This is a genomic window from Enterobacter sp. Tr-810 (assembly GCF_011752765.1).
Lineage (GTDB): Bacteria > Pseudomonadota > Gammaproteobacteria > Enterobacterales > Enterobacteriaceae > Enterobacter > Enterobacter soli.
Genome location: NZ_VWWW01000002.1, coordinates 1 through 23,719 on the forward strand (window position 1 = coordinate 1; position 23,719 = coordinate 23,719).

Annotated in this window: 21 protein-coding genes; 11 read left to right on the forward strand and 10 right to left on the reverse strand. The window is 55.1% G+C overall.

Annotated features, from left to right (window positions below):
* Window positions 1-288 precede the first annotated feature (288 nt).
* Complete coding sequence (locus F3J30_RS06515) at window positions 289-480, forward strand: hypothetical protein (protein WP_166716705.1); 192 nt, start codon at window positions 289-291, stop codon at window positions 478-480.
* A 143-nt stretch (window positions 481-623) separates the two neighbouring features.
* On the opposite strand, the gene dcp is transcribed toward F3J30_RS06515, so the two are convergent.
* On the reverse strand, window positions 624-2,654 hold the full coding sequence (dcp, locus tag F3J30_RS06520) for a peptidyl-dipeptidase Dcp (RefSeq protein WP_166716706.1): 2,031 nt from the start codon (window positions 2,652-2,654) through the stop codon (window positions 624-626).
* A 143-nt stretch (window positions 2,655-2,797) separates the two neighbouring features.
* Between dcp and ydfG the strand changes: the two genes are divergently transcribed.
* Together ydfG and F3J30_RS06530 are read left to right on the forward strand one after the other, a co-directional pair.
* Entirely contained in the window at window positions 2,798-3,544 is a 747-nt protein-coding gene (gene ydfG, locus F3J30_RS06525) for a bifunctional NADP-dependent 3-hydroxy acid dehydrogenase/3-hydroxypropionate dehydrogenase YdfG (protein WP_014070156.1), read from the forward strand.
* Window positions 3,545-3,636: 92 nt separating this feature from the next.
* On the forward strand, window positions 3,637-4,323 hold the full coding sequence (locus F3J30_RS06530) for a GntR family transcriptional regulator (RefSeq protein WP_166716707.1): 687 nt from the start codon (window positions 3,637-3,639) through the stop codon (window positions 4,321-4,323).
* Between the two features lie 43 nt (window positions 4,324-4,366).
* Here F3J30_RS06530 and F3J30_RS06535 read toward each other — a convergent pair whose 3' ends face one another.
* On the reverse strand, window positions 4,367-4,798 hold the full coding sequence (locus tag F3J30_RS06535; RefSeq protein ID WP_014070154.1) for a universal stress protein: 432 nt from the start codon (window positions 4,796-4,798) through the stop codon (window positions 4,367-4,369).
* A 286-nt stretch (window positions 4,799-5,084) separates the two neighbouring features.
* On the opposite strand from F3J30_RS06535, the gene ydfZ reads away from it, so the two are divergent.
* A complete protein-coding gene (gene ydfZ / locus F3J30_RS06540) occupies window positions 5,085-5,288 on the forward strand; it encodes a putative selenium delivery protein YdfZ (RefSeq protein WP_014070153.1) in 204 nt (67 codons plus the stop codon).
* A 42-nt stretch (window positions 5,289-5,330) separates the two neighbouring features.
* Here ydfZ and F3J30_RS06545 read toward each other — a convergent pair whose 3' ends face one another.
* The 5 genes from F3J30_RS06545 to F3J30_RS06565 all read right to left on the reverse strand — a co-directional run bounded on the left by F3J30_RS06545 (window position 5,331) and on the right by F3J30_RS06565 (window position 11,222).
* A complete protein-coding gene (locus F3J30_RS06545) occupies window positions 5,331-6,794 on the reverse strand; it encodes a mannitol dehydrogenase family protein (RefSeq protein WP_166716708.1) in 1,464 nt (487 codons plus the stop codon).
* A 291-nt stretch (window positions 6,795-7,085) separates the two neighbouring features.
* The gene (locus tag F3J30_RS06550) at window positions 7,086-8,462 is read right to left on the reverse strand and encodes an MFS transporter (RefSeq protein WP_166716709.1); all 1,377 of its coding nucleotides are present in this window, start codon (window positions 8,460-8,462) and stop codon (window positions 7,086-7,088) included.
* A 73-nt stretch (window positions 8,463-8,535) separates the two neighbouring features.
* Complete coding sequence (locus F3J30_RS06555) at window positions 8,536-9,555, reverse strand: Zn-dependent oxidoreductase (protein WP_166716710.1); 1,020 nt, start codon at window positions 9,553-9,555, stop codon at window positions 8,536-8,538.
* Window positions 9,556-9,569: 14 nt separating this feature from the next.
* Window positions 9,570-10,784, reverse strand: a complete 1,215-nt coding sequence (gene rspA / locus F3J30_RS06560; protein ID WP_166716711.1) for a starvation-sensing protein RspA — start codon at window positions 10,782-10,784, stop codon at window positions 9,570-9,572.
* A gap of 111 nt (window positions 10,785-10,895) precedes the next feature.
* Window positions 10,896-11,222 carry a YnfA family protein gene (locus F3J30_RS06565; RefSeq protein ID WP_041162057.1) on the reverse strand — a complete coding sequence of 109 codons (327 nt, stop codon included), beginning with the start codon at window positions 11,220-11,222 and terminating at the stop codon, window positions 10,896-10,898.
* A gap of 152 nt (window positions 11,223-11,374) precedes the next feature.
* Between F3J30_RS06565 and F3J30_RS06570 the strand changes: the two genes are divergently transcribed.
* Window positions 11,375-11,713 carry a DUF1283 family protein gene (locus tag F3J30_RS06570; RefSeq protein WP_014070147.1) on the forward strand — a complete coding sequence of 113 codons (339 nt, stop codon included), beginning with the start codon at window positions 11,375-11,377 and terminating at the stop codon, window positions 11,711-11,713.
* Window positions 11,714-11,728: 15 nt separating this feature from the next.
* The gene (speG, locus tag F3J30_RS06575; RefSeq protein WP_014070146.1) at window positions 11,729-12,289 is read left to right on the forward strand and encodes a spermidine N1-acetyltransferase; all 561 of its coding nucleotides are present in this window, start codon (window positions 11,729-11,731) and stop codon (window positions 12,287-12,289) included.
* A 21-nt stretch (window positions 12,290-12,310) separates the two neighbouring features.
* On the opposite strand, the gene F3J30_RS06580 is transcribed toward speG, so the two are convergent.
* The gene (locus F3J30_RS06580) at window positions 12,311-13,021 is read right to left on the reverse strand and encodes a YnfC family lipoprotein (protein WP_166716712.1); all 711 of its coding nucleotides are present in this window, start codon (window positions 13,019-13,021) and stop codon (window positions 12,311-12,313) included.
* Window positions 13,022-13,131: 110 nt separating this feature from the next.
* Between F3J30_RS06580 and F3J30_RS06585 the strand changes: the two genes are divergently transcribed.
* The 5 genes from F3J30_RS06585 to dmsD all read left to right on the forward strand — a co-directional run bounded on the left by F3J30_RS06585 (window position 13,132) and on the right by dmsD (window position 18,151).
* Window positions 13,132-13,425: a DUF1161 domain-containing protein gene (locus F3J30_RS06585; protein ID WP_014070144.1), complete on the forward strand. Its 294-nt coding sequence runs from the start codon at window positions 13,132-13,134 to the stop codon at window positions 13,423-13,425.
* 144 nt (window positions 13,426-13,569) lie between these two features.
* Window positions 13,570-16,008, forward strand: a complete 2,439-nt coding sequence (gene ynfE / locus F3J30_RS06590) for a selenate/tellurate reductase subunit YnfE (RefSeq protein WP_166716713.1) — start codon at window positions 13,570-13,572, stop codon at window positions 16,006-16,008.
* Window positions 16,009-16,018: 10 nt separating this feature from the next.
* Window positions 16,019-16,636, forward strand: a complete 618-nt coding sequence (locus F3J30_RS06595; RefSeq protein WP_166716714.1) for a DMSO/selenate family reductase complex B subunit — start codon at window positions 16,019-16,021, stop codon at window positions 16,634-16,636.
* Window position 16,637: 1 nt separating this feature from the next.
* Entirely contained in the window at window positions 16,638-17,492 is an 855-nt protein-coding gene (locus tag F3J30_RS06600) for a dimethyl sulfoxide reductase anchor subunit family protein (RefSeq protein ID WP_166716715.1), read from the forward strand.
* A gap of 44 nt (window positions 17,493-17,536) precedes the next feature.
* Complete coding sequence (gene dmsD / locus F3J30_RS06605) at window positions 17,537-18,151, forward strand: Tat proofreading chaperone DmsD (RefSeq protein WP_166716716.1); 615 nt, start codon at window positions 17,537-17,539, stop codon at window positions 18,149-18,151.
* Between the two features lie 43 nt (window positions 18,152-18,194).
* Here the strand turns inward: dmsD and atzF are convergent, their stop codons facing one another.
* Both atzF and uca read right to left on the reverse strand, forming a co-directional pair.
* Window positions 18,195-19,997, reverse strand: coding sequence for an allophanate hydrolase (gene atzF, locus F3J30_RS06610; protein ID WP_166716717.1), 1,803 nt, complete (start codon window positions 19,995-19,997; stop codon window positions 18,195-18,197).
* Window positions 19,994-23,596, reverse strand: a complete 3,603-nt coding sequence (gene uca / locus F3J30_RS06615; protein ID WP_166716718.1) for an urea carboxylase — start codon at window positions 23,594-23,596, stop codon at window positions 19,994-19,996. The genes atzF and uca overlap by 4 nt, the downstream gene beginning before the upstream one ends.
* Window positions 23,597-23,719: the final 123 nt, after the last annotated feature.

Consider the following 23,719-nt stretch of genomic DNA (forward strand, 5'->3'; position numbering starts at 1 on the left):
TATAACCTGTTACCCATGTGCCCGGTTTAAAGTGTTACCCATGTGACCGGTTCATACACGGCGGCTCCCTTATCCCGTTCACGTGTTCTGAACGAATTATTTTCTGCGGCTATTAAGGTGAACGGAACACTCCACCGTGCTTAGCTGACAAGCATTACAACCTATGAGTTGCCGTTTTACTGTATGCCCCTGACATTTCCCCTGCTTCCAGGCTCACTAAAAAGTTAAAGAAATTCCTCAGCTTGTCGATTTACAGCAATACTGCATTTTACTTAGCACGAGGAATAATTGTTAAAAGCACTGGCAACGATCTATGTCATCGGGTTCTTTGTTGTTGGGCTTTTTCTGACGTTTACATCAGAAATGACAGCCTATGAATCAATGGATATCGCAGCAGAGTGGCCTTACAGGCTTTATAAGTATGTTGACCTGTATTTGACGATGAAAGAATACAGTCAGGAGACAACGTTTGATAAATAACCGGCAGCCAGCTATAGCCCTGACGAACAGGTTCATGATGTGCGATCTCTACCCAGAAAAATAGACGAACACGCACGGCCCCTCTCCCCAAACAGGAGAGGGAGCGGATTGTGATCGTCTTTTTCGTAGTGTTCCCTCACCCCTTAACTCAACCCGCGATTCTTCAACATCGGTTCAATCTTCGGATTGTGCCCACGCCAGTCACGGTATAACGCTTCCAGGTCACTGCTGTTGCCACGCGACAAAATCGCATCGCGGAATATCTGCCCGTTCTCACGCGTTAACCCGCCCTGCTCAACAAACCACTGATAGCCATCATCCGCCAACATTTGTGTCCACAGATACGCATAATAGCCAGCCGCGTAACCGCCACCGAAGATATGGGCGAAATAGCTGCTGCGATAGCGCGGTGGAACAGCAGGAAGATCCAGGCCTTCTTTTTTGAGTGCGGCAGCTTCAAACGCATCAACATCGTCCACCGGTTCCGCGATCCCGTGCCAGTTCATGTCGAGCAGCGCAGCACTGAGCAGCTCCGTCATGTCGTAGCCTTTATTGAACTGGGTGGCGTTAAGCATCTTGTCCCGCAGCGCTTCCGGCATGGGTTCGCCCGTTTCGTAATGCCGCGCATAATGGGCAAACACCTGCGGATGGCTGGCCCAGTGCTCGTTAATTTGCGACGGGAACTCCACGAAATCACGCGGTGTATTGGTGCCAGAAAGCGTGGCGTACCGCTGGCTGGCAAACAGACCATGCAGAGTATGACCAAATTCATGGAACAGCGTGACCACGTCATCCCAGGAGATCAGCGCCGCCTGACCGTTAGCCGGTTTTTGATAATTGCAGACGTTATAAATGACCGGACGTGCGGCAAATTCGTAAGATTGCTCCACGAAATTGCCCATCCACGCCCCACCGCCTTTTGAGTCACGGGCAAAGAAATCACCGTAGAACAACGCCATCCCTTCGCCCGTGTGGTCGAAAATTTCCCACACGCGAACATCCGGGTGATACACAGGAATATCAAAACGTTCGACGAAGCTAATGCCAAACAGCTGGCTGGCGGCCCAGAACACGCCGTCTTGCAGGACAGTATTGAGCGCAAAGTAAGGTTTAATCTGCGACTCATCCAGGGCATATTTCCCCAAACGCACGCGCTCCGCATAAAGCGACCAGTCCCAGGCCTGCGCGGTGAATCCGCCCTGCTCGTCGTCGATCACTTTCTGGATATCCGCCAATTCTTGCTCTGCCCGGCCACGTGCCGCCGGGACAATACCGCGCATAAACGTCAGCGCTGCCTCCGGCGTTTTGGCCATTTGGTCGGCGGTGCTCCAGCTTGCGTAACTGTCGAACCCTAGCAGCTGAGCCTGACGTGCACGTAGCGCCGACAGACGACGTATGATCTCGCGGGTATCATTTTCATCACCCTTTTGCGTGCGCAGCCAACCAGCGTTGAACAGGTTTTCACGCGTCTGACGATTTTCAAGTGTTGAAAGCGCGGGCTGCTGTGTGGTGTTAAGCAACGGAATCAGCCAGCGATCGTTCAGCCCCTTTTCCGCCGCTGCCTGGGCGGCAGTGGCAATCTCATCGGCACTGAGCCCTTCCAGCTGGTGAACATAATCCACCACCAACCCACCCGTTTTATCCGCCGCCAGCAGACGCTGGTTAAACTGGCTTGTCAGAGAGGCTGACTCGGTGTTCAGGGATTTCAGTTCGGCTTTTTCGTCAGCATTCAGTCGCGCACCCGCCAGCACAAAGTGCTGATGGGTTTCTTCCACCAGGCGGCGGGATTCGGCATCCAGCGTTGCCCTTTCCTGCCAGACGGCCTCGACGCGGGAAAAGAGCGTTTCGTTCAGCCAGATATCGTTGGCAAGCCCTGCGAGCTCGGTTGAAAACGCCTCGTCCAGCTCCTGTAAATAATCATTGGTATGCGCGGACGTCATGGCGAAAAAAACGCTATTGACGCGAGACAGCATGGCACCGCTTTTTTCCAGCGCCAGCACGGTGTTGGTGAAATCAGGTGGTGCGGTTTGCGCGATGATAGCCTCAATGTCGGCGCGCTTCTGACGCATGGCTTCATCAAATGCCGGACGATAGTGGCTATCGTTAATTACATCGAATCGCGGAGCCTGGTAAGGTAAGAGGCTGATTTCAAAAAAAGGATTGCTGACCGACATCGTTGACTCCTGAGAACGGGATATCCCCCCAGAGTAGGTCAGCCGCTCCCCGCCTGCAATCCTGACATAGAAAAGTTGCCTTAACGCGCTCCCTGAGAGCGTGCTATGGTAGTACAACATAAAAAGCGTTGAGGAACAGTGAGATGATTATTTTAGTTACCGGGGCGACGGCAGGTTTTGGTGAAAGCATCACGCGCCGCTTTGTTGCCAACGGCCATAAAGTGATTGCGACCGGGCGCCGTCAGGAACGTTTGCAGGAGCTGAAAGACGAGCTCGGCGACAGCATCCTGACTGCGCAACTGGACGTCCGCAACCGCGCGGCGATCGAAGAGATGATTGCCAATTTGCCTGCTGAATGGCGTGCCATTGACGTGCTGGTCAACAATGCTGGTCTGGCGCTGGGTCTGGAGCCTGCGCACAAAGCCAGCGTTGAAGACTGGGAAAACATGATCGACACCAACAACAAAGGTCTGGTGTACATGACGCGCGCAGTTCTGCCTGGAATGGTTGAACGTAATCGCGGCCATGTGATTAACATCGGTTCCACCGCAGGCAGCTGGCCTTACGCGGGCGGTAACGTCTATGGCGCAACCAAAGCTTTTGTTCGCCAGTTCAGCCTCAACCTGCGCACCGACCTGCACGGCACGGCAATTCGCGTGACGGATATCGAGCCGGGTCTGGTAGGCGGCACTGAATTCTCCAACGTGCGTTTCAAAGGCGACGATAACAAAGCGGACAAAACCTATGAGAACGCCAATGCGTTAACGCCGGAAGACGTTACCGAAGCGGTGTGGTGGGTGGCGACGCTGCCAAAACACGTCAACATCAACACCGTTGAAATGATGCCGGTTAGCCAGAGCTTTGCCGGACTGAGTGTGCATCGCGGTTAATCAGCACCCTACCCGGCCTGCGGGCCGGGTCTGTGATGGCCGGCAAAAGAATGGTAGTATGTTCGCGTTAACTCTCTGAGAAATCACAACCCATGGCCGCTGAATCGCAACTCAATCCTACCCAGCCTGTTAATCAGCAAATCTATCGCATTTTGCGACGTGATATTGTGCATTGCCTGATCCCGCCGGGAACACCTCTTTCTGAAAAAGAAGTGTCGGTGCGTTTCGACGTTTCTCGTCAGCCCGTTCGCGAAGCCTTTATTAAACTCGCCGAAAACGGGTTGATTCAGATCCGTCCTCAGCGCGGCAGCTATGTGAATAAGATTTCACTTTCCCAGGTCCGTAACGGCTGCTTTGTACGCCAGGCCATTGAGTGCGCCGTCGCTCGCCGTGCCGCTTCGCTTATCGACGACAATCAGTGTTACCTGCTGGAACAAAACCTGCATCAGCAACGCATTGCTATCGATCGCAAGCAGCTGAATGACTTTTTCCAGCTCGACGATGAATTCCATCATAAACTGGCGCAAATTGCCGATTGTCAGCTCGCGTGGGACACCATCGAGAATATCAAAGCCACCATCGACCGTGTGCGCTATATGAGCCTGGATCACGTCTCGCCGCCGGAAATGCTGCTCCGTCAGCACCATGATATTTTTAAGGCTCTGGAAAAACGCGATCCTGATGGTGTGGAGAAAGCGATGACGCTGCATTTGCAAGAAATCAGCGAATCCGTGCAGTTAATTCGACAGGAAAATAGCGACTGGTTTAGCGAAGATTAATTTCTGCCGCATCCCACGACTATCGGGGGACGCGGCGGTGATATCAGCGAACCACTAATACCGGAATTCTGGCGTACCGTAATATCGATTCCGCATTTGAGCCAAGCAAGTGCGTGGTAATGCTTGGGTTTTTCGAACCGATAACAATGATGTCATATTCGCCCTCTTTACTCATGGCGATAATTTCATCACGCACGTTACCAAAACGTACCGTGCAATGGATATTCTCTGGCGCAATATCAAATAAGCGTTTTAATTCGCTCATCTTTTTTTCTGACTCATTCGTCATATATTCTTCAAACTTCTTGATATCCGCGTTGAAGCCGCGCAGAAGAGAACGACTGCTGCTGGGCAGGATGTTCACCAGCGTGATCGCTGCCCCTTCTTCCTTCGCCAGATTAGCTGCATGGCGAACCGCTTTATCGCTCAAATCCATTTCAAACACATCAACAGGCATCAAAATGTTTTTATACATAAGCCTGGCTCCTTATTCCGCTGAAGAGTTATTTTCTGAATACAGAGTGACATTCACCCTATAAACAAACCTTAAACGGTCACATGCAGAAACTATCAATAAAAGAAAATAACTGTCCGCTTTGTAAATACCTGTCGGGTTACGTCAACCCCTACGAAAATTAAGAAAAAAGTGTGAGTTTGATCAAAAACAAAAAAATGCGTGGCTGACAGGCGTATTTATAGTGCTCCGAAACGGCAAGAGATGAATATCGCCGTATCGGCTAAGCAAGAGAGGAGAAAATACCATGATGACTTACGATCGTAACCGCAACGCAATTACCACTGGCAGCCGTGTAATGATTAACGGCACAGGCCGCACCGGCATTATTAAAGCGATTCACAGCAACGGTCTGGATGCCGCACACGTGCGTCGTAGCAAAACGGTTGAAGTGGAAGGATGCGAAGGGAAATTTGAACCGATTGAACTGATTCGACTTGGTATGCACTAAAACGTGCGGAACATGCCGCCGCGAACGGCGGCATGTGATGGATTACAACTGCCCGGCGTATGCTTCAACCGAGGCTTTCGCGCCGTTCGCCAGTAATGACTGATAGGCTTTCATCACCGCATCAACAAAGACAGGCTCCTGCGGCAATTCCTTACCAAAGATGGTTTCAATGCCCAGCAGCGCTTTCACCCGACTTTCACCTTCAGCACTGCCCTTCACTGCGGCCTGAATCACCGCCAGCTGCGGATCGCTTACTTCAATGGCGTTACCCTGCTCATCCACACCACCGACATAGCGCATCCATCCTGCCACACCCAGCGCCAGCAGAGGGAAACTACGCTGATGCACCAGATGCCAGCGCACAGAATCCAGCATCCTCTGCGGCAGTTTCTGGCTACCGTCCATCGCAATTTGCCAGGTACGGTGGCGCAACGCCGGGTTGCTGTAGCGTGCAATCAGCAGGTCGGCATAATGTGCCAGATCAACCCCTTTTACTTTCAACGTCGGCGCCTGTTCTTTCAGCATCAGCGCATGTGCTGCCCGGCGATAGTGGGCATCTTCCATGCAGTCGTTGATGTGCTGATAACCGGCCAGATAGCCGAGATACGCCAGGAATGAGTGGCTGCCGTTCAGCATCCGCAACTTCATTTCTTCAAACGGGATGACGTCTGCAACCAGTTCTGCACCGGCTTTCTCCCACTGCGGGCGGCCAGCAACAAAGTTGTCTTCGATAACCCACTGACGGAACGGTTCGCAGGCCACACCTGCCGGGTCACGTACGCCGGTCAGTTGCTCAATTTTATCCAGCGTTTCAGCCGTAACCGCCGGAACAATACGATCCACCATGGTGGACGGGAATGTGACGTTTGCTTCAATCCACTCCGCCAGTTCGCTATCCAGCGCGCGGGCAAATGCGCAGGTGACATTGCGCATCACATGGCCGTTTTCAGGCATGTTATCGCAGGACATCACCGTAAAGGCCGGTAGTCCCGCCGCTTTACGGCGTGCCAGCGCTTCAACAATCACGCCAGGCGCGGATTTTGGCTGATGAGGGTTTTGCAGGTCAGCAACGATGAACGGATTGTCGAGCATCAATTGCCCGGTTGCCGGAGAATGGCAGTATCCTTTCTCCGTAATGGTCAGCGACACAATCGCGACCTGAGGTTCGCACATCGCCGCCAGCACGGTTTCCAGGCCATCAACCTGAACATGCAACGCCCTGTTCACCACGCCTACCACGCGTGAGGTCCACGCATCGGCAGACATTTCAGCCACGGTGTAGAGATTATCCTGAGCCTTGAGGTCGGCAATTTGCTGCTCGCCACCAATCAGGTTAACTTCGCAGTAACCCCAGTCGCTCCCCTGTTCAGCAGCAAGGATATCGGTATACACCGCCTGGTGCGCACGATGGAAGGCACCAAACCCTAAATGAACAATGCGCGTCTTCAGGCTGTCGCGATCGTACTGAGGAAGCGTAGCTTTCGCCTTTAATAACCGGTTTTCCATGATTGAGACTCGTTGTCGTAAATGAAAAATGTAACCCCGCAGCAGCAAGATCATCACCGCTGCGGATTTGCTGACTACACCAACTAGAATGGCAGTGTGTATAATTTTGGATGAGCCATAACCATACTGAATGCGCCGGGCCGAATATTGATTTACATTAACTTTGGTCTAATTGGTGTGATATAAAAATTAAGTTGTGTGACATCTAAGGCAGAAGATATAAACCACCCAGCCAACGCTGGGTGGTGTTTGCTGAAGGGTTATTGCCATTCAAAAGCGGTCATTTAAAACTCATGACTGCACCCCGTAGTTATGCGCTTTCACTTTTAACGCGTTAGCCTCAGCGGCATCTTCGGCTTCGCTCAAATCCCGGTCGCGCACTTCCGGCATTAAAATTGCGGACAACAAGCCTATCAGTGAGTACACCACCATCATCACCACAATAGGCCACCAGGAACCGGTCATGTTGCAGAAGATCCCCGCCAGTACCGGACCAAAGCCAACCGCTACCAGACCGCCCGCCTCTTTCGAAATAGCCATGCGGGTAAAGCGGTTACGCGAGCCGAACATTTCCGCCATGGTGATGTTTTCCAGCGCGAACAGCCCCAGTACGGCAAAGTTGTGGATAATAATGATGCACAGCATGACCACACCCGGGGTGTAGGTTTTGTCGACGATGATCGACAGCATCGGGTACGCCAGAATGATGGCCGAGATGTTAAGAACAATGTAAGGCAGACGACGCCCGATTTTGTCCGACAGCCAGCCCAGCAACGGAATGGTGATGAACCCCAGAATGGAACTGATCATCAGCGCATCGGTTGGAATGCTTTTATTAAACAGCAGCGTTTGTACCAGATAGCCCGCCAGGAAGGTCTGAATCAAGCCAGAGTTACCCGCCTGACCAAAACGCAGGCCGGTCGCCAGCCAGAAGGATTTGCTTTTGAACATCGCGCCCAGCGTCGTTTCCTGCTCAGGCACCGGCGCCGCGTTGTCTTCATCATTTACCTTCTCAAAGACCGGGCTTTCTTTCAGGTTCATTCGCAGCCAGATAGCAAAGATCATCACCACCACGCTTGCCAGGAACGGAATACGCCAGCCCCATGCCACCAGCTCTTCACGATCGAGAACAAAGAACATCAACGCCCAGATAGCCGTCGCGCTCAGCGTTCCGCAGTTAGTCCCCATCGCCACCAGTGAAGAGATAATGCCGCGCTTACCTTTCGGCGCATACTCGGCAAGCATGGTTCCCGCACCAGAGATTTCTGCCCCGGCGCCAAGCCCCTGGATAATGCGTAACGTGACGAGCAGAACCGGGGCAAAGATGCCAATCTGCGCGTAGGTGGGTAATACACCAATCAGGGTGGTACAGATCCCCATCATCGTGATGGTGACGAACAGAACTTTTTTACGACCGATTCTGTCGCCCATTCTGCCGAAAATAAACGCCCCGACGATGCGCGCAATATAGCCTGCACCGTAGGTTCCCATTGCCAGGATCAATGCCATCGCAGCGGATTGTTCCGGGAAAAAGATCTCATGGAAGACAAGGGCGGCACCCAGCGAATACAGCTGAAAATCCATAAACTCGAGCGCGGTGCCAAGCCAGCCGGAAACAGCGGCTTTCACCAGATCCGAGGTCGTTCTTTGAGGTTGTGTCTGAGTCATAATGGCTATCTCTGAAAGGTAAGATGCGTACCACGTAGAGCCTGTCTGCGCAGGCTCTTAACCGCACTCATTGTTATTGGTCGAATGTGAGCAAAACCTTGCAGCACTGCCGCTGGTCTTTCTCAAACAGTTCAATGGCGTCTGTTACGTGGTGATAGTCAAAGGTATGAGTAACCAGTTTTTCCGGATCGATGAGCCCTTTTTCCAGCCACTCAATAACAACCGGGAATTTGTGTGCATTCAGGCGCGACGAGAAAATCGACAGCTCTTTGCCGGTAATGCCCTGCTGCACAATCTGGCTCGGTTCACTGGAGAACCCCATCAGCACAATGCGGGCTGCCGGTGCGGCCAGGTTGATAGCCTCCTGTAAAATGGATGGATGACACGCGGCATCAATAATCAGCGTGGGTTTGATGCCTTTTTCTTCCAGTACGGACTGCACGGAGCGCTCTGCGTTGTTAAATACCCAATCCGCGCCGCTACGTTCGGCCATCGCCAGGCGTTCATCGATCCTGTCGACGACGATGACTTGCTTCACGTTGTAAACCCCTTTCAGGGCCTGCACAGTGACAAGCCCCATCGGGCCTGCGCCAAAGATCAAGGCCACATCCTGCTCCGTGGGTTTAGCCTGCCCGGTCACGTTCGCCGCAATGGTAAAAGGCTCGACCATTACCGCATGTTTATCGGGGATGGCATCGGGAATAACCCACGCATTTTTTGCCGGTACCACGGCGTACTCACTGAAGCCGCCGTCACGGTGCACGCCCAGCACCACAAGGGATGCACAGACGTTTGGTTTACCGACTGAGCACTGATAGCAGTGACCACAGCTAATGACCGGGTCAACCGACACGCGCTGTCCAACACGTGAGGCATCAATCTCCTCACCCACGGCATCAATCACGCCAAAGAACTCATGGCCGATCACTCGCGGATATTTGGCGAAGGGGTTGTGGCCGCGATAGATATGACTATCTGAACCACAGATCCCGGCAAGTTTGATTTTGACGCGGACTTCACCAGCTGCGGGAGCCGGGAGCGGGCGCTCTTCAATCACCAGTTCATTCGGTTTTTGAATCACTACGCTTTTCATTGTTCGCTCCTCTTTTACCAGTTCCACAGCGTGCCATCTTCAAGACGTGCAACCGGCAGGTAGGCCGGATCGTACGGATATTTCGCTGCCAGTTTTTCGTCGAACTCGATGCCCAGCCCTGGCTTTTCGCCCGGGTGCATATAGCCGTTATCAAAGCTCCAGCTATGCGGGAAGACTTCGAGCATCTGTTCGGAATAGCCCATATATTCCTGCACGCCAAAATTCGGCACCCACAGGTCGAAGTGCAGCGCGGCCGCGTGGCATATCGGTGACAAATCGGACGGGCCATGCGAGCCAGTACGCACCTGATACAGCGAGGCGAAATCAGCAATTCGACGCATCCCCGTGATCCCACCCGCATGGGTTATGGTGGTACGGATGTAGTCGATAAGCTGCTCTTCGATGAGCTGTTTGCAATCCCAGATGCTGTTGAACACTTCACCCACCGCAATCGGGGTAACGGTGTGCTGGCGAATCAGACGGAAGCATTCCTGATTTTCCGCAGGGGTTGGGTCTTCCATCCAGAACATGCGGAATTCTTCGATGCTCTTGCCGAAACGCGCCGCTTCAATTGGCGTCAGGCGGTGGTGCATGTCGTGTAGCAGGTGTTCATTGAAGCCATACTTGCTACGCACGGCATCAAACAATTTCGGCGTAAAATCGAGGTATTTCTCCGTTGACCACAACTGCTCTTCCGGCCAGTTGCCCTTGGTGGCAGGCTCGTAAGCCAACCCTTTCCCCTTAGACATACCGTAAGTGGTTTTCATTCCCGGCACGCCGCACTGGACGCGAATGGCTTTGAAACCCATCTCTTTATGACGCGCATAGTCTTCCAGCACATCATCAATGGTGTGGCCCGTGGTATGGCAATACACCATCACCCCTTCACGGGATGCGCCACCCAGCAGCTGGTATAACGGCATATTGGCCGCTTTCGCTTTGATGTCCCACAGCGCCATATCAACGGCAGAAATCGCCGACATGGTCACCGGCCCGCGACGCCAGTAGGCGCCTTTATAAAAGAACTGCCAGATATCTTCGATTCGGTGGGCATCGCGGCCAATCAGCTGCGGGCAGAGATGATCTTTCAGGTAAGAGGCAACGGACAGCTCACGCCCGTTAAGCGTGGCATCACCCAGACCGACAATTCCGTCATCGGTGGTGATTTTAAGGGTGACAAAGTTGCGCCCCGGACAGGTCACAAATACTTCAGCCCCGACAATCTTCATAATCCAGTTCCTTACATCGCTCGTTGTGATGCAGGAAATTTACCCAACTACACTACTACCATACAAGTATAATGATCATGAAATAAGTGCCTGGTCACAAAATTGGGGCACTTAGGTGCGCCCCCATCCGGCTACGATGATCAGCATTCCGCACAGCGCAACCAGCGCGCCAGCCCAGTCATACAGGCTCAGTTTTACGCCATCCACAACCCGCAGCCACAGCAGCGCAGTGCAAACATACACGCCACCGTAGGCCGCATAGACCCGGCCACTGGCGGCGGGATGCAACGTCAACAGCCAGACAAACAGGGCCAGCGCTATCCCGGCGGGAACCAGCAGGAATACCGAAGCCCCCTTTTTCAGCCAGAGCCAGGGTAAGAAACAACCGATGATTTCACACAGTGCGGTGGCAAAAAAAAGCAGCGTTGTTTTGATCATATCGAACATCTTGTGAGGATTGATTTAGACATCATACGCGATAATCTCCTTTACTTTTCCATACCTGACGCACGGGTATGCCGCCCTTTTGGATTGGTGTAGAATCCGGGTTGGGTAAAACGCTTATCTGCACCCATTAAAAAGGAAACGCGATGACTACATTAAGCAAACGGCTTTGTCTGTCAGCGATGCTCGCGCTGTCAACGTTCGCCTTCGCCGCCACGGCATCAGCCGAAACCAGCAAGCTCGTTATCGAGTCTGGTGATAGTGCGCAAAGCCGTCAGAACGCTGCTATGGACAAAGAACAATGGAACGACACCCGCAATCTTCGCCAGAAGGTAAACAAGCGGGCTGAAAAAGAGTGGGACAAAGAAGATGTCGCCTTTGATGCGCGTGACAAATGCCAGCAAAGTGCGAACGTCAACGCCTACTGGGAGCCTAACACGCTGCGCTGCCTGGATCGCCGTACCGGCCGCACCGTTGCCCCCTGATTTCGCGGAGTCACTATGGCCGATATGTTAGCCGTTAAACTTCGTCCGCTGGAACGCGAGGATCTGCGCTTCGTCCACCAGCTCGATAACAATGCCAGCGTGATGCGCTACTGGTTTGAAGAGCCTTATGAGGCGTTTGTCGAGCTGTCAGATCTTTACGATAAGCACATTCACGATCAGAGTGAGCGTCGCTTTGTGGTGGAGTGTGAAGGCGAAAAAGCCGGTCTGGTCGAACTGGTTGAAATCAACCACGTTCACCGTCGGGCGGAATTTCAGATCATTATTTCGCCAGAACACCAGGGCAAAGGGCTGGCGTCACGGGCGGCGAAGCTGGCGATGGATTACGGGTTTAACGTCCTGAATCTCTACAAGCTGTATCTCATCGTCGATAAAGAGAACGAAAAAGCGATCCATATCTACCGCAAGCTGGGCTTTATGGTGGAAGGCGAACTGATTCATGAATTCTTTATCAATGGTGAGTACCGCAACACCATTCGCATGTGCATCTTCCAGCATCAGCACCTGGCCGGACACAAAGCCTCTCCGGCAAGCCTGCTAAAACCAACCGCGCAATAACCTGCGCGGTTTTCATTTTCATCAATAGTAATCAATGCTGTTCTTGATGGTGTACTTGCGTTCAACGGCCGGTTTTACGCTGTCGTCGGTGATCAACAATTGGCAGGTAACCGGGTTGTTATGACGATCGTAATCGCAGCTCTGTTTTACGTGCCCGAGCGGTTTGTCGTTCAGCAGGCTGATGGCCGTGTAGTCCAGTTTTTTACGCACATCTTTTGACGGCGTGGCCTGAACAGACAAATGTTGCTCGCCGGATACCGTGGTTTTTCCCAGCGGATACCCTTCTGCATCATAGCGATACTTCACTTCCATCTCTTTGCCGTGCGCGGCCACCACAAATCCGTTGTCGTCGGTATCCCAGGTTACCCCTGCCGCAGGCAGTTCTGCCAGCTGACATTTGCCCTGCAACTTCACCTTACGCTGCTGCGTTTCCGCGTCAAGGTAGTAGTTGGCATCCAGTACCAGTGCGACACCGGTATTGGCCTCCAGGTCGTGTAATTCCAGCGTATCAAAGCACCCTTCTGTTGATACGGTTCCTGTTACCCGTTTCGAGACTTCGCCCTTATCGTTGAGCAACGTCTGGGTAAAGTCTTTTACCGGCCCGCGCAGGGGATCAAAATCAAACTCATTCGAGAAACTGGCCATCTCCGGCGAAAAAGACAACGGCGCAGAGGCGTTATCGCACCCCACCAGCACCGTAGCCAGAAGCGTCATCACTGCGTATTTCTTCACATTATTTACCGATACAGGGAGATAATTCCCAATCATATTAGCAAATACATATGTTTACGCGAACCCTGCTAAAATTATTCTACACACAGAGAAGAGAGAAGGAGCTACAGATGAAACGGTTACCCTGGATTACCGCCCTGCTGTTGATGAGTGTTTCCCCGGCCATTCTGGCTGCGCCGGACTCCTGCGAGCGAATTAAAAGCGACATCCAGCAGAAGATTATTAACAACGGCGTGCCTGAAACCGGCTTTACGCTGAACATCGTGCCGAACGATCAGGCCGACCAGCCGGATGCGCAGGTCGTTGGGCATTGTGCCAACGACACCTTCAAAATTTTGTACATCCGCACAGGAAGCGGTGCGGCAGCGGGCACTCAGGACAGCACACAAGGTGAGCCGCAGTGATTTTTATCCAATTTCGCCGCAACAATACCCATTGATTTGATGAGGATTAATATTTAGTACCTCCAAATAAGTAAAACTCACCCATCATTAGTCCGGTTGTAATAACGGGCGTAAATAATTCCCATTACAATGATGGAGTGAGTCATGTCCGAGGCAGATATCCACGGCGGGATTAGCCGTCGAACGCTGGTTAAATCCACCGCAATTGGCTCACTGGCGCTTGCCGCCGGTGGGCTTTCATTACCTTTCAGTTTAAAAAGCGCAGCCGCCGCGGTGAAAGATGCCGTGTCGCCCGCTGAAGATAAAGTGGTCTGGGGAGCCTGCTCCGTAAACTGTGGTAGCCGTTGTGCGCTACGCCTGCACGTGCGCGACAACGAAGTGTATTGGGTAGAAACCGATAACACCGGCGACGATATTTACGGTAATCATCAGGTTCGCGCCTGCCTTCGTGGACGCTCAATCCGTCGTCGTATCAACCACCCGGACCGCCTTAACTACCCGATGAAACGCGTGGGAAAACGCGGCGAAGGCAAGTTTGAACGCATCAGCTGGGATGAAGCCCTGGATACCCTGACCGCCAGCCTGAAAGGCGTGGTGGAAAAGTATGGTAATGAAGCGGTGTACATCAACTACTCCTCCGGCATTGTCGGCGGCAATATCACCCGCTCCTCCCCTTATGCCTCGCTGGTGGCGCGTCTGATGAACTGCTACGGCGGTTTCCTGAGCCATTACGGCACCTACAGTACGGCACAAATTGCCTGCGCAATGCCTTACACCTATGGCAGCAACGACGGCAACAGCACCTCCGATATCGAAAACACTAAACTGGTGGTGATGTTCGGCAATAACCCGGCGGAAACGCGCATGAGCGGCGGCGGGATCACTTACTATCTGGAACAGGCCCGTGAGCGTTCCAATGCCCGAATGATCGTTATCGATCCGCGCTACACTGACACCGCCGCCGGACGCGAAGACGAGTGGATACCGATTCGTCCAGGCACCGATGCCGCACTGGTCGCCGGGATTGCGTGGGTACTGATCGACGAAAATCTGGTTGACCAGCCGTTCCTGGATAAATACTGCGTCGGCTACGACGAAAAAACGCTGCCGGAAGACGCGCCAGCTAACGGCCACTACAAAGCCTACATCCTCGGCCAGGGCGATGATGCCACCGCCAAAACGCCGGAATGGGCGTCGCGGATTACGGGTATTCCCGCCGACCGAATCATCAAACTTGCCCGTGAAATCGGCTCAGCGAAACCGGCGTATATCTGCCAGGGCTGGGGCCCACAGCGTCAGGCGAACGGTGAGCAAACCTCACGTGCTATTGCCATGCTGCCGATTCTGACCGGCAACGTGGGGATCAACGGCGGCAACAGCGGCGCTCGCGAATCCACCTACACCATCACCATCGAACGTATGCCGCTGCCGGACAACCCGGTGAAAACGCAGATCTCCTGCTTTAGCTGGACGGACGCCATCGTGCGCGGCCCGGAAATGACGGCGCTCCGCGACGGCGTTCGCGGTAAAGATAAGCTCGATGTACCGATTAAATTTATCTGGAACTATGCCGGGAACACCATCACCAACCAGCATTCCGATATCAATAAAACCCACGACATTTTGCAGGATGAAAGCAAATGCGAAATGATCGTCGTGATCGACAACTTCATGACCTCGTCTGCGAAGTACGCCGACATCGTGTTGCCAGACCTGATGACTGTAGAGCAGGAAGACATTATTCCTAACGACTACGCCGGTAACATGGGCTACCTGATATTCCTTCAGCCTGTCACCGCACCGAAATTCGAACGTAAACCGATCTACTGGATCATGAGCGAAGTCGCAAAACGACTCGGCCCGGATATTTACCAGCAGTTTACTGAAGGGCGCACTCAGGAGCAGTGGTTACAGTATCTGTACGCCAAAATGCTGGAAAAAGATGCCAAACTGCCTTCGTATGATGAGCTGAAAAAGATGGGCATTTATAAGCGCAAAGATCCTGCCGGGCACTTTGTCGCCTACAAAAAATTCCGCGATGACCCTGCGGCGAACCCGCTCAAAACCCCTTCCGGTAAGATTGAAATTTACTCCAGCGCGCTGGCGAAAATCGCCTCGACCTGGGAGCTGGAAAAAGACGAAACCATCACCCCGCTGCCGGTGTATGCCTCCACATTTGACGGATGGGATGCACCAGAACGCAGCACCTACCCACTGCAACTGTTCGGCTTCCACTTTAAAGCCCGTACCCACTCCAGCTATGGCAACGTCGATGTCCTGAAAGCGGCGTGCCGTCAGGAAGTCTGGCTGAACCCGGTTGATGCCGCGCAACGCGGGATTAAAAACGGCGATATGGTGCGCGTTTTCAACGGCCGTGGCGAACTGCGCATTCCGGTCAAAGTCACGCCGCGCATCATGCCAGGTGTAAGTGCCATGGGCCAGGGGGCGTGGCACGATGCCAACATGAATGGCGATCGAATCGACCACGGCTCATGCATCAACACGCTGACCACGCACCGCCCTTCTCCGCTGGCGAAAGGTAACCCACAACACACCAACCTGGTGCAGATCGAGAAGGTATAAGGAGTAACCGATGACAACCCAGTATGGATTTTTTATTGATTCCAGCCGCTGCACCGGTTGCAAGACCTGCGAACTGGCCTGTAAGGATTACAAAGATTTAACTCCGGATGTCAGCTTCCGCCGTATTTACGAATACGCCGGCGGCGACTGGCAGGAGGATAACGGCGTCTGGCACCAGAACGTGTTTGCCTACTATCTGTCGATTGCCTGTAACCACTGTGAAGATCCGGCCTGCACCAAAGTGTGCCCGAGTGGCGCGATGCACAAGCGTGACGACGGTTTTGTGGTGGTGGATGAAGACGTCTGCATCGGCTGCCGCTACTGCCATATGGCCTGTCCGTATGGCGCGCCACAGTACAACGCCGCCAAAGGCCATATGACCAAGTGCGACGGCTGCCACAGCCGCGTGGCGGACGGCAAAAAGCCAATCTGCGTGGAGTCCTGCCCGCTGCGTGCGCTGGACTTTGGCCCGATTGAAGAGCTGCGCCAAAAGCACGGCCAGCTTGCGGCAGTAGCGCCCCTGCCGTCTGCGCACTTCACGAAGCCGAGCATTGTTATTAAACCTAACGCCAACAGCCGTCCGACGGGTGACACCACCGGCTACCTGGCAAATCCGAAGGAGGTGTGAGATGGGAAGTGGATGGCATGAATGGCCGTTGGTGATCTTCACCGTCTTTGGGCAGTGCGTGGCAGGTGCGTTAATTGTCAGTGGATTTGCCTGGTTCAAAGAGGAAGACGCGGCTGCAAAAGCGCGCATTGTGCGCAGCATGTTCTTTTTATGGGTTGTGATGGGGATTGGCTTTATCGCCTCTGTGCTGCATCTGGGTTCTCCGATGCGCGCCTTTAACTCGCTTAACCGCGTCGGCGCTTCCGCGCTCAGTAACGAAATCGCGGCCGGCTCGGTGTTCTTTGCCGTTGGCGGGTTCTGGTGGCTGGTGTCTGTAATCGGTAAAATGCCCCCGGCACTGGGCAAAATCTGGCTGGTGGTGAGCCAGATCCTCGGGCTGGTTTTTGTCTGGGCGATGACCCGGGTGTATCAGATAGATACCGTCCCCACCTGGTACACCGGCTACACCACACTGGCATTTTTCCTGACGTTAGTTCTTGGCGGCCCGCTGTTTGCCGCACTGTTGCTGCGTGCGGCAAAAATCCCCTTTAAGGGTTCTGCCGCCGCGGGATTGAGCGCCCTGGCCCTGCTGGCAAGCGTGGGTGTGATTGTGCTGCAAAGTAACGAATTAGCCACGATCCACAGTTCAGTCCAGCAGGCCAGCGCCCTGCTGCCGGAGTATGGTACATGGCAAATCTGGCGTATCCTGTTAGTAACAGCCGGATTAGGTTGCTGGCTGTGCCCGCTTATACGCCGCCAGGAGCCAAAAACGCTCGGCCTGTTCGCAGGGATCGTGCTGGTGGTATTCGGTGAGCTGATTGGTCGCGGGCTGTTTTATGGCCTGCACATGACCGCAGGTATGGCGATTGCCGGTTAATACACGCGTGCGGGGCAACCCGCGCGTGCGCAAGGAATGTCGTAATGAATGAATTATCACAACGCGAGTCTTTCGCTTTCAGCGCCCGGGTTCTGGGTGCATTGTTTGGTTTTGCCCCAGACAGCGAGCAGGCAGTACCGCTGGTGAGTGCGCTCACCTCAAGCGACTGGTATCAGGACTGGCCGTACGCGCATCAGTCGCTGGCGAGTATCGCGCAGACGTTTAAAACCCCTGCCGATGAACCGTTAACAGAGGCCTGGCAGCGCCTGTTTATTGGCCCTTATGCGCTCCCGGCTCCGCCGTGGGGTTCCGTCTGGCTGGATCGTGAGTCTGTGTTATTCGGTGAATCCACCCTGGCACTGCGCCAGTGGATGCGTGAAAACGCGATAGCTTTCGAGATGCAGCAAAACGAGCCAGAAGATCACATCGCGACGCTACTGATGCTGGCGGCCTGGCTTGCGGAGAATGGACGTGACGCGGAATGCGACCAACTGCTGGCCTGGCATCTTCTGCCGTGGAGCCATCGCTTTCTCTCGGTGTTTATCGACAACGCCAGCCACCCTTTCTACGTTGCGCTTGGCAAACTGGCACAACTTACTCTGGCTGACTGGCAATCCACATTGTTAATCCCGGTCGCAGAAAAGCCGCTTTACCGCTAATACCCCGCAGCCAGTGTTTCCACTGGCTGCCCTTTTTCACCTCTTACCCTTTACTGCTGGCAAGCCACGCGCGCCACCCGCCAAACTCCGTGATGTCCCGCGCATCCTGCAATCCATACTCTTCGCAGATAAACCCGGTTAACCAGCGCCCGTCCTCCAGCTCTATTTTGCCTAACCCCAGAGGAGCAGGAATACCGGCCAGAAACGATCCCACTTCGCTATGCGGCACGTCCCACACTTCAACTGCGATAGCAGCCCCCAGCTCCCGGGCACGCACCATGCCGGGCCGCTTACCATCGGCCAGCGCATACAGCCGGTAATGTGGCGCACTGCGTGTGGCTTTCAGTAAGGTTGCGCCACGCTGGCGCAGTTGGCTGTTCAGCGCCAGTCCGTCAAGATGCGCGCCGCAAACCACAATGGACATTTTGTCGTGGGTTGCACAGGTTGCCGGGGCTTCAGTGCGCATTTCACGCCCGCCAGGCAAGGTCAACGACTGAGTGCGTTGTAAGGCATCGGCAAGGCTCAGTAAATACTGATCGGTAAACGCGCGGCCAAACAGCGTCACGCCGGAAGGCAGTCCATTCGCCATCACACCCGCCGGGACCGCAACCGCCGCGTAGTCGAGCAGGTTCATAAAGTTGGCGTATACCCCAAGATCAGAGTTGCGTTTCACCGGCTCTGCCGCCAGCTCCGCCAGGGTCACAGGCCGTGGATAGGTTGGGGTTAACACACATGACACCCCGGCCAGAATGGCATCACACTGCATTTTGTAATGCTGCAATTTGTACTGGGCATCGAACGCCGCCACCGCATCCGTTGACGGTGCCTTTTGCAGGACATCGCGGATCACCGGCAGCACGGCATCCGGTTGCTGCTCAATCAGTTTACCCGCCACGTGGTAACGCTCTGCCACCCACGGGCCGTCATATAACAGCTTTGCCGCCGCCAGGAACGGCGAGAAATCAATGATTTCCGGCACGCCACCGAGTGCTATCAGACGCGTTTTGGCGGCATTAAATAGCGCCTCACTTTCGGCGCACCCCAGGAATTCCAGGGTGTCCGGGAGCCCAAAGCGGAAGCCGGGCTCAGGCGCGCCAAACGCCTGAGGACCATTCCAGGATGGGTTAGCGCGGCTGTAAGCATCACGTGGGTCTTGCACCGCCGTCAGCGCCAGCAAGCGGCTGGCCTCTGCGGCAGTAGCGGTAAAGAAGGTTACGCAGTCCAGGGTGCGACAGGCTGGCACCACGCCAGCCGTTGAAATTAACCCTTTGGTGGCTTTCAGCCCCACCAGGTTATTCAGCGAGGCCGGAACGCGGCCGCTGCCCGCGGTGTCCGTGCCAAGGGCGAAACTCGTTATTCCCAGTGCCACCGCCAGGGATGATCCGGCGCTGGAGCCACCCGACGGATAATCCGCATGAACGCTGTTGCGGCACAAGCCATACGGCGAACGGGTGCCGTTTAACCCGGTGGCAAACTGATCAAGATTGGTCTTTCCGAGCGGTACGGCACCTAACGCAATCAGCTGCGCGACAATGGTCGCATCGTCTTTCGCCTGATAGGCAAACGCCGGGCAGGCAGCGGTGGTGTCAATCCCCGCCAGATCGATGTTGTCCTTGATAGCAAAGGGAATGCCGTAGAGCGGTAACGACGCAGGATCAGCCTCTTCCAGTGCGGCGAGGTACGGCTCCAGCTCGGCTGACGTCAGGACATAAATAAAGGCGTTAAACTCCGGGTTTAACGCCAGCGCACGTTCACGCAGTGTGGTGATGACTTCTCGCGGCGTGTAACGCCCTTCGCTGTAGACCTGAGCCAGAAAATCAAGACGTAAATCAAACGGATGCATCATGCTGTTTTCTCCAGAACGACCACACACTGCCCCGCGCGAACCGATGATCCCGGCTGCACGCGCACCTGGCTGACCACACCGTCCCGCGTGGCGAGCAGCGGGATCTCCATCTTCATGGATTCCAGCACCACCAGCACATCGCCTTCCCGCACCGGCGTGCCGACTTCAACATTCACCTGCCACAGGTTGCCCGACACCGGGCTTTCTACGCCCTCCTGCCCGGGTTTGAGCGGCGCATCGTCCCCCTCATCCACCAGCACATCACTGCTGTCGAAATGGGCCTGACCATTGGCAATCCAGCGTTCGCGCTCGGCGTCAAACGCCCCCTGCTGATGGGTGCGAAACGCAGCAATTTCTTCGGTTTCATCAGTGAGGAACTGCTGATATTCCGCCAGCTTCAGGGTGGTGTGCTCGATGCGCAGCGGGTAACGTCCCAGCGGGAAATCACGCCGGATGGTCAGTAGCTCGTCAGCAGAGACAGGATAGAAACGGATCTGGTCGAAGAAGCGCAGCAGCCAGGGCTTACCGCCAAAGTCCTCAACTGCGTGATAGCGATTCCACATCTGCAACGTGCGCCCGACAAACTGATACCCGCCAGGCCCTTCCATCCCGTAAACACACAGATATGCCCCGCCGATACCCACCGAGTTTTCCGCCGTCCAGGTACGCGCCGGGTTATACTTGGTGGTCACCAGACGATGACGCGGGTCGAGCGGCGTGGCCACCGGTGCGCCGAGGTAAACATCCCCCAGCCCCATCACCAGATAACTGGCATCAAACACCGTTTTGTAGACCTGATCGATGTTCGCCAGGTCGTTAATACGGCGAATAAACTCCAGGTTGCTCGGGCACCACGGCGCATCACGACGCACGGTGGTCATATATTTATCGATAGCCTTCTGGCAGGCAGGATCGTCCCATGACAGCGGCAGCCAGACGATACGCGAAGGCACATCCAGATCCTCGCGCTCGCAGACGCTGTGCCACAAACCGGCAACCACATCCAGCAGGCTCGCCAGGCTCAGTGCCTCTGGCTGATAGTGAACCTGCAACGAACGAATACCCGGTGTCAGATCGATAACCCCGTCAAGCGCGCGGCTTTCCAGGGCCTGCATCAGCGCATGAGCGCGAAAACGCAGCACCAGATCCAGCTCCGGCTCGCCAATCTCCAGCAACAGGTGTGTATCACCCGAAAGTCTGGCCACCAGGCGTTTATCCGCATGGCCCTGTTCCAGAACAATGGGTGACGCAAGCTCTGCGGGTTTCCACACCACATCCTGAGGATGGAGGCTGTTGATTTGCGCCTCCTGCGCCTGCGCCAGCTGCCGCGCAGTGGCAATATCCACCGGGACAAAGCGTACTTTATCCCCCGCTTTCAACTGCCCGACGGCGTGTAGATCGGCTTCAATGATAGTGACCGGACACACAAACCCGCCCAGACTTGGGCCATCCGGGCCGAGGATCACCGGCATGTCGCCCGTAAAATCGACCGCGCCAATGGCGTACGGGTTATCGTGAATGTTCGACGGATGCAGCCCCGCTTCGCCGCCGCTTTCTCGCACCCATTCCGGTTTCGGGCCAATCAGGCGCACCCCGGTACGGCTGGAGTTGAAATGCACTTCCCACTCGGTCGCGAAAAAGGTCGCCACGTAAGCCGGGGTAAAATATTCCGGCGCGCCGTGCGGCCCGTAAATCACCCGCAGTTCACGCACGGGCGCAAACGTTGTACGCAGCGCCTGGGGTAAAACGGCCTCACTGCCCGCAGAGGAAAGCGGCGTAAGGTGCAGCACATCTCCGGTACGCAGTGCGCGCCCGGCGTGCCCGCCAAACTGGCCCAGGGTGAAGGTACTTTTGCTGCCCAGATAATCCGGCGCGTTCAACCCGCCGCGCAGGCACAGATAACTGCGTACACCGTCACCGCGAATATCGCCCATGCGTAGCGTCATCCCGGCACGCACCATAAAGACGCTGTTGTTTTCCAGCAGCTCACCGTCCAGCGTCAGGTCTATTTCTGCCCCGGTGACGACCAGTTGCGCGTCGCAGTTGAATTTCAGCGTAGGGCCGCTGAGGGTGATTTCCAGCGCGGCAGCGCGATCATCATTGCCGAGCAGGCGGTTGCCCAGACGCAAGGCTCGGCTGTCCATTGGCCCGGAAGGCGGCACGCCCACGGCCCAGTACCCCACACGCCCGGGATAATCCTGAACGGTGGTTTGTGTCCCGGCGCTAAGGACTTCCAGGGTGGATGCCTGATAGGTCAGCCCTTCCAGGCAACGCGTCCAGGGTTCGCCGCAGGCAAACGGCGTGAAGGTCAAAATCTGTCGCAGGTAGCTGCGATTCGTCTCCACGCCGTAGAGCCGCGTTTCACCAAGTGCGGTGTGCAGCGCGCGAATGGCCTCATCTCTTGTCGGTTGCCATGCGATAATCTTTGCCAGCATCGGGTCAAAAAACGGCGGTACCTCACAACCAGACTCCACCCAACGGTCGATACGCAACGTGGTGCGGTTATCTTTCGGAAAAACCACTTCGGTCAGCAGGCCCGGCGAAGGCTGAAACTGACGGCCAGGATCTTCCGCATACACACGCGCCTGAATGGCGTGCCCGCTGGCGGTAAGGCTTTCGCGCAGTGCGGCCAGCGGTGGCAAATCCCCGGCGGCAAGGGTAATCATCCAGCGCACCAGGTCGACACCCCAGACCTGCTCGGTCACGCCGTGCTCGACCTGCAAACGGGTATTCACTTCGAGGAAATAAAAGCGTGCGGCATCGCTGTCGTAGACGAACTCAACCGTGCCTGCGCTGCGATAATTCACCGCTTTGCCAAGCTTAATGGCCGCCTCGCACAATGCGCTTTCCATGCCCGCAGGCAGGTTCGGTGCGGGGGTTTCTTCCAGCACTTTCTGGTTACGGCGCTGCACCGAACAGTCACGCACACCCAGGGCAATCACCTCGCCCTTGCCGTCACCAAACAGTTGCACTTCCAGATGGCGGGCCCGCTCGATGTACTTCTCAATAAACACGCCCGCATCGCTGAAGTTGTTTTTACCCAGTCGCACCACAGCATCAAACGCCTCGCTGAGTTCGGCGGCGGAATAGCACACACGCATCCCGATACCACCGCCACCGGCTGTGCTTTTCAGCATTACCGGGTATCCCACATTTTCAGCGGCCTGGAGCGCCTCGCCGACATCCGCCAGCAGCTCTGTGCCCTCCAGCATCGGTACGCCATGCGCTTTTGCCAGCGCACGGGCGGTGTGTTTCAGGCCAAACAGACGAAGCTGTTCCGGCGTGGGGCCCACAAAGGCGATCCCTGCGGCTTCACAGGCTTCGGCAAAGGCGGCATTTTCCGAGAGAAAACCGTAGCCCGTATGAATAGCCTGTGCGCCGCTGGCTTTCGCCGCCGCGATGATTTTATCGGTGACCAGGTAAGTATTCGCGGCCGGGCCCTCGCCCAGGCTCAGAGCTTCATCGGCTTCACGAATGTGCAAACTGCTGATATCGGCTTCAGAATAAACGGCCACGCCGCTCACGCTCATGGTGCGCAGCGTACGAAGAATGCGGCAGGCAATGGCCCCGCGGTTAGCGATCAAGAGTTTAGTAAACATAGTTAAGACTCAATCGGGGCGGGTCGTCCCGCCGAAAATCGGCTCGCCGCATGGTCGTCCATGGGGAAAAAGCAATTACGGCAGGATGCGTCCGGCGCGTACTTCAAACAGGCGATAAATCAT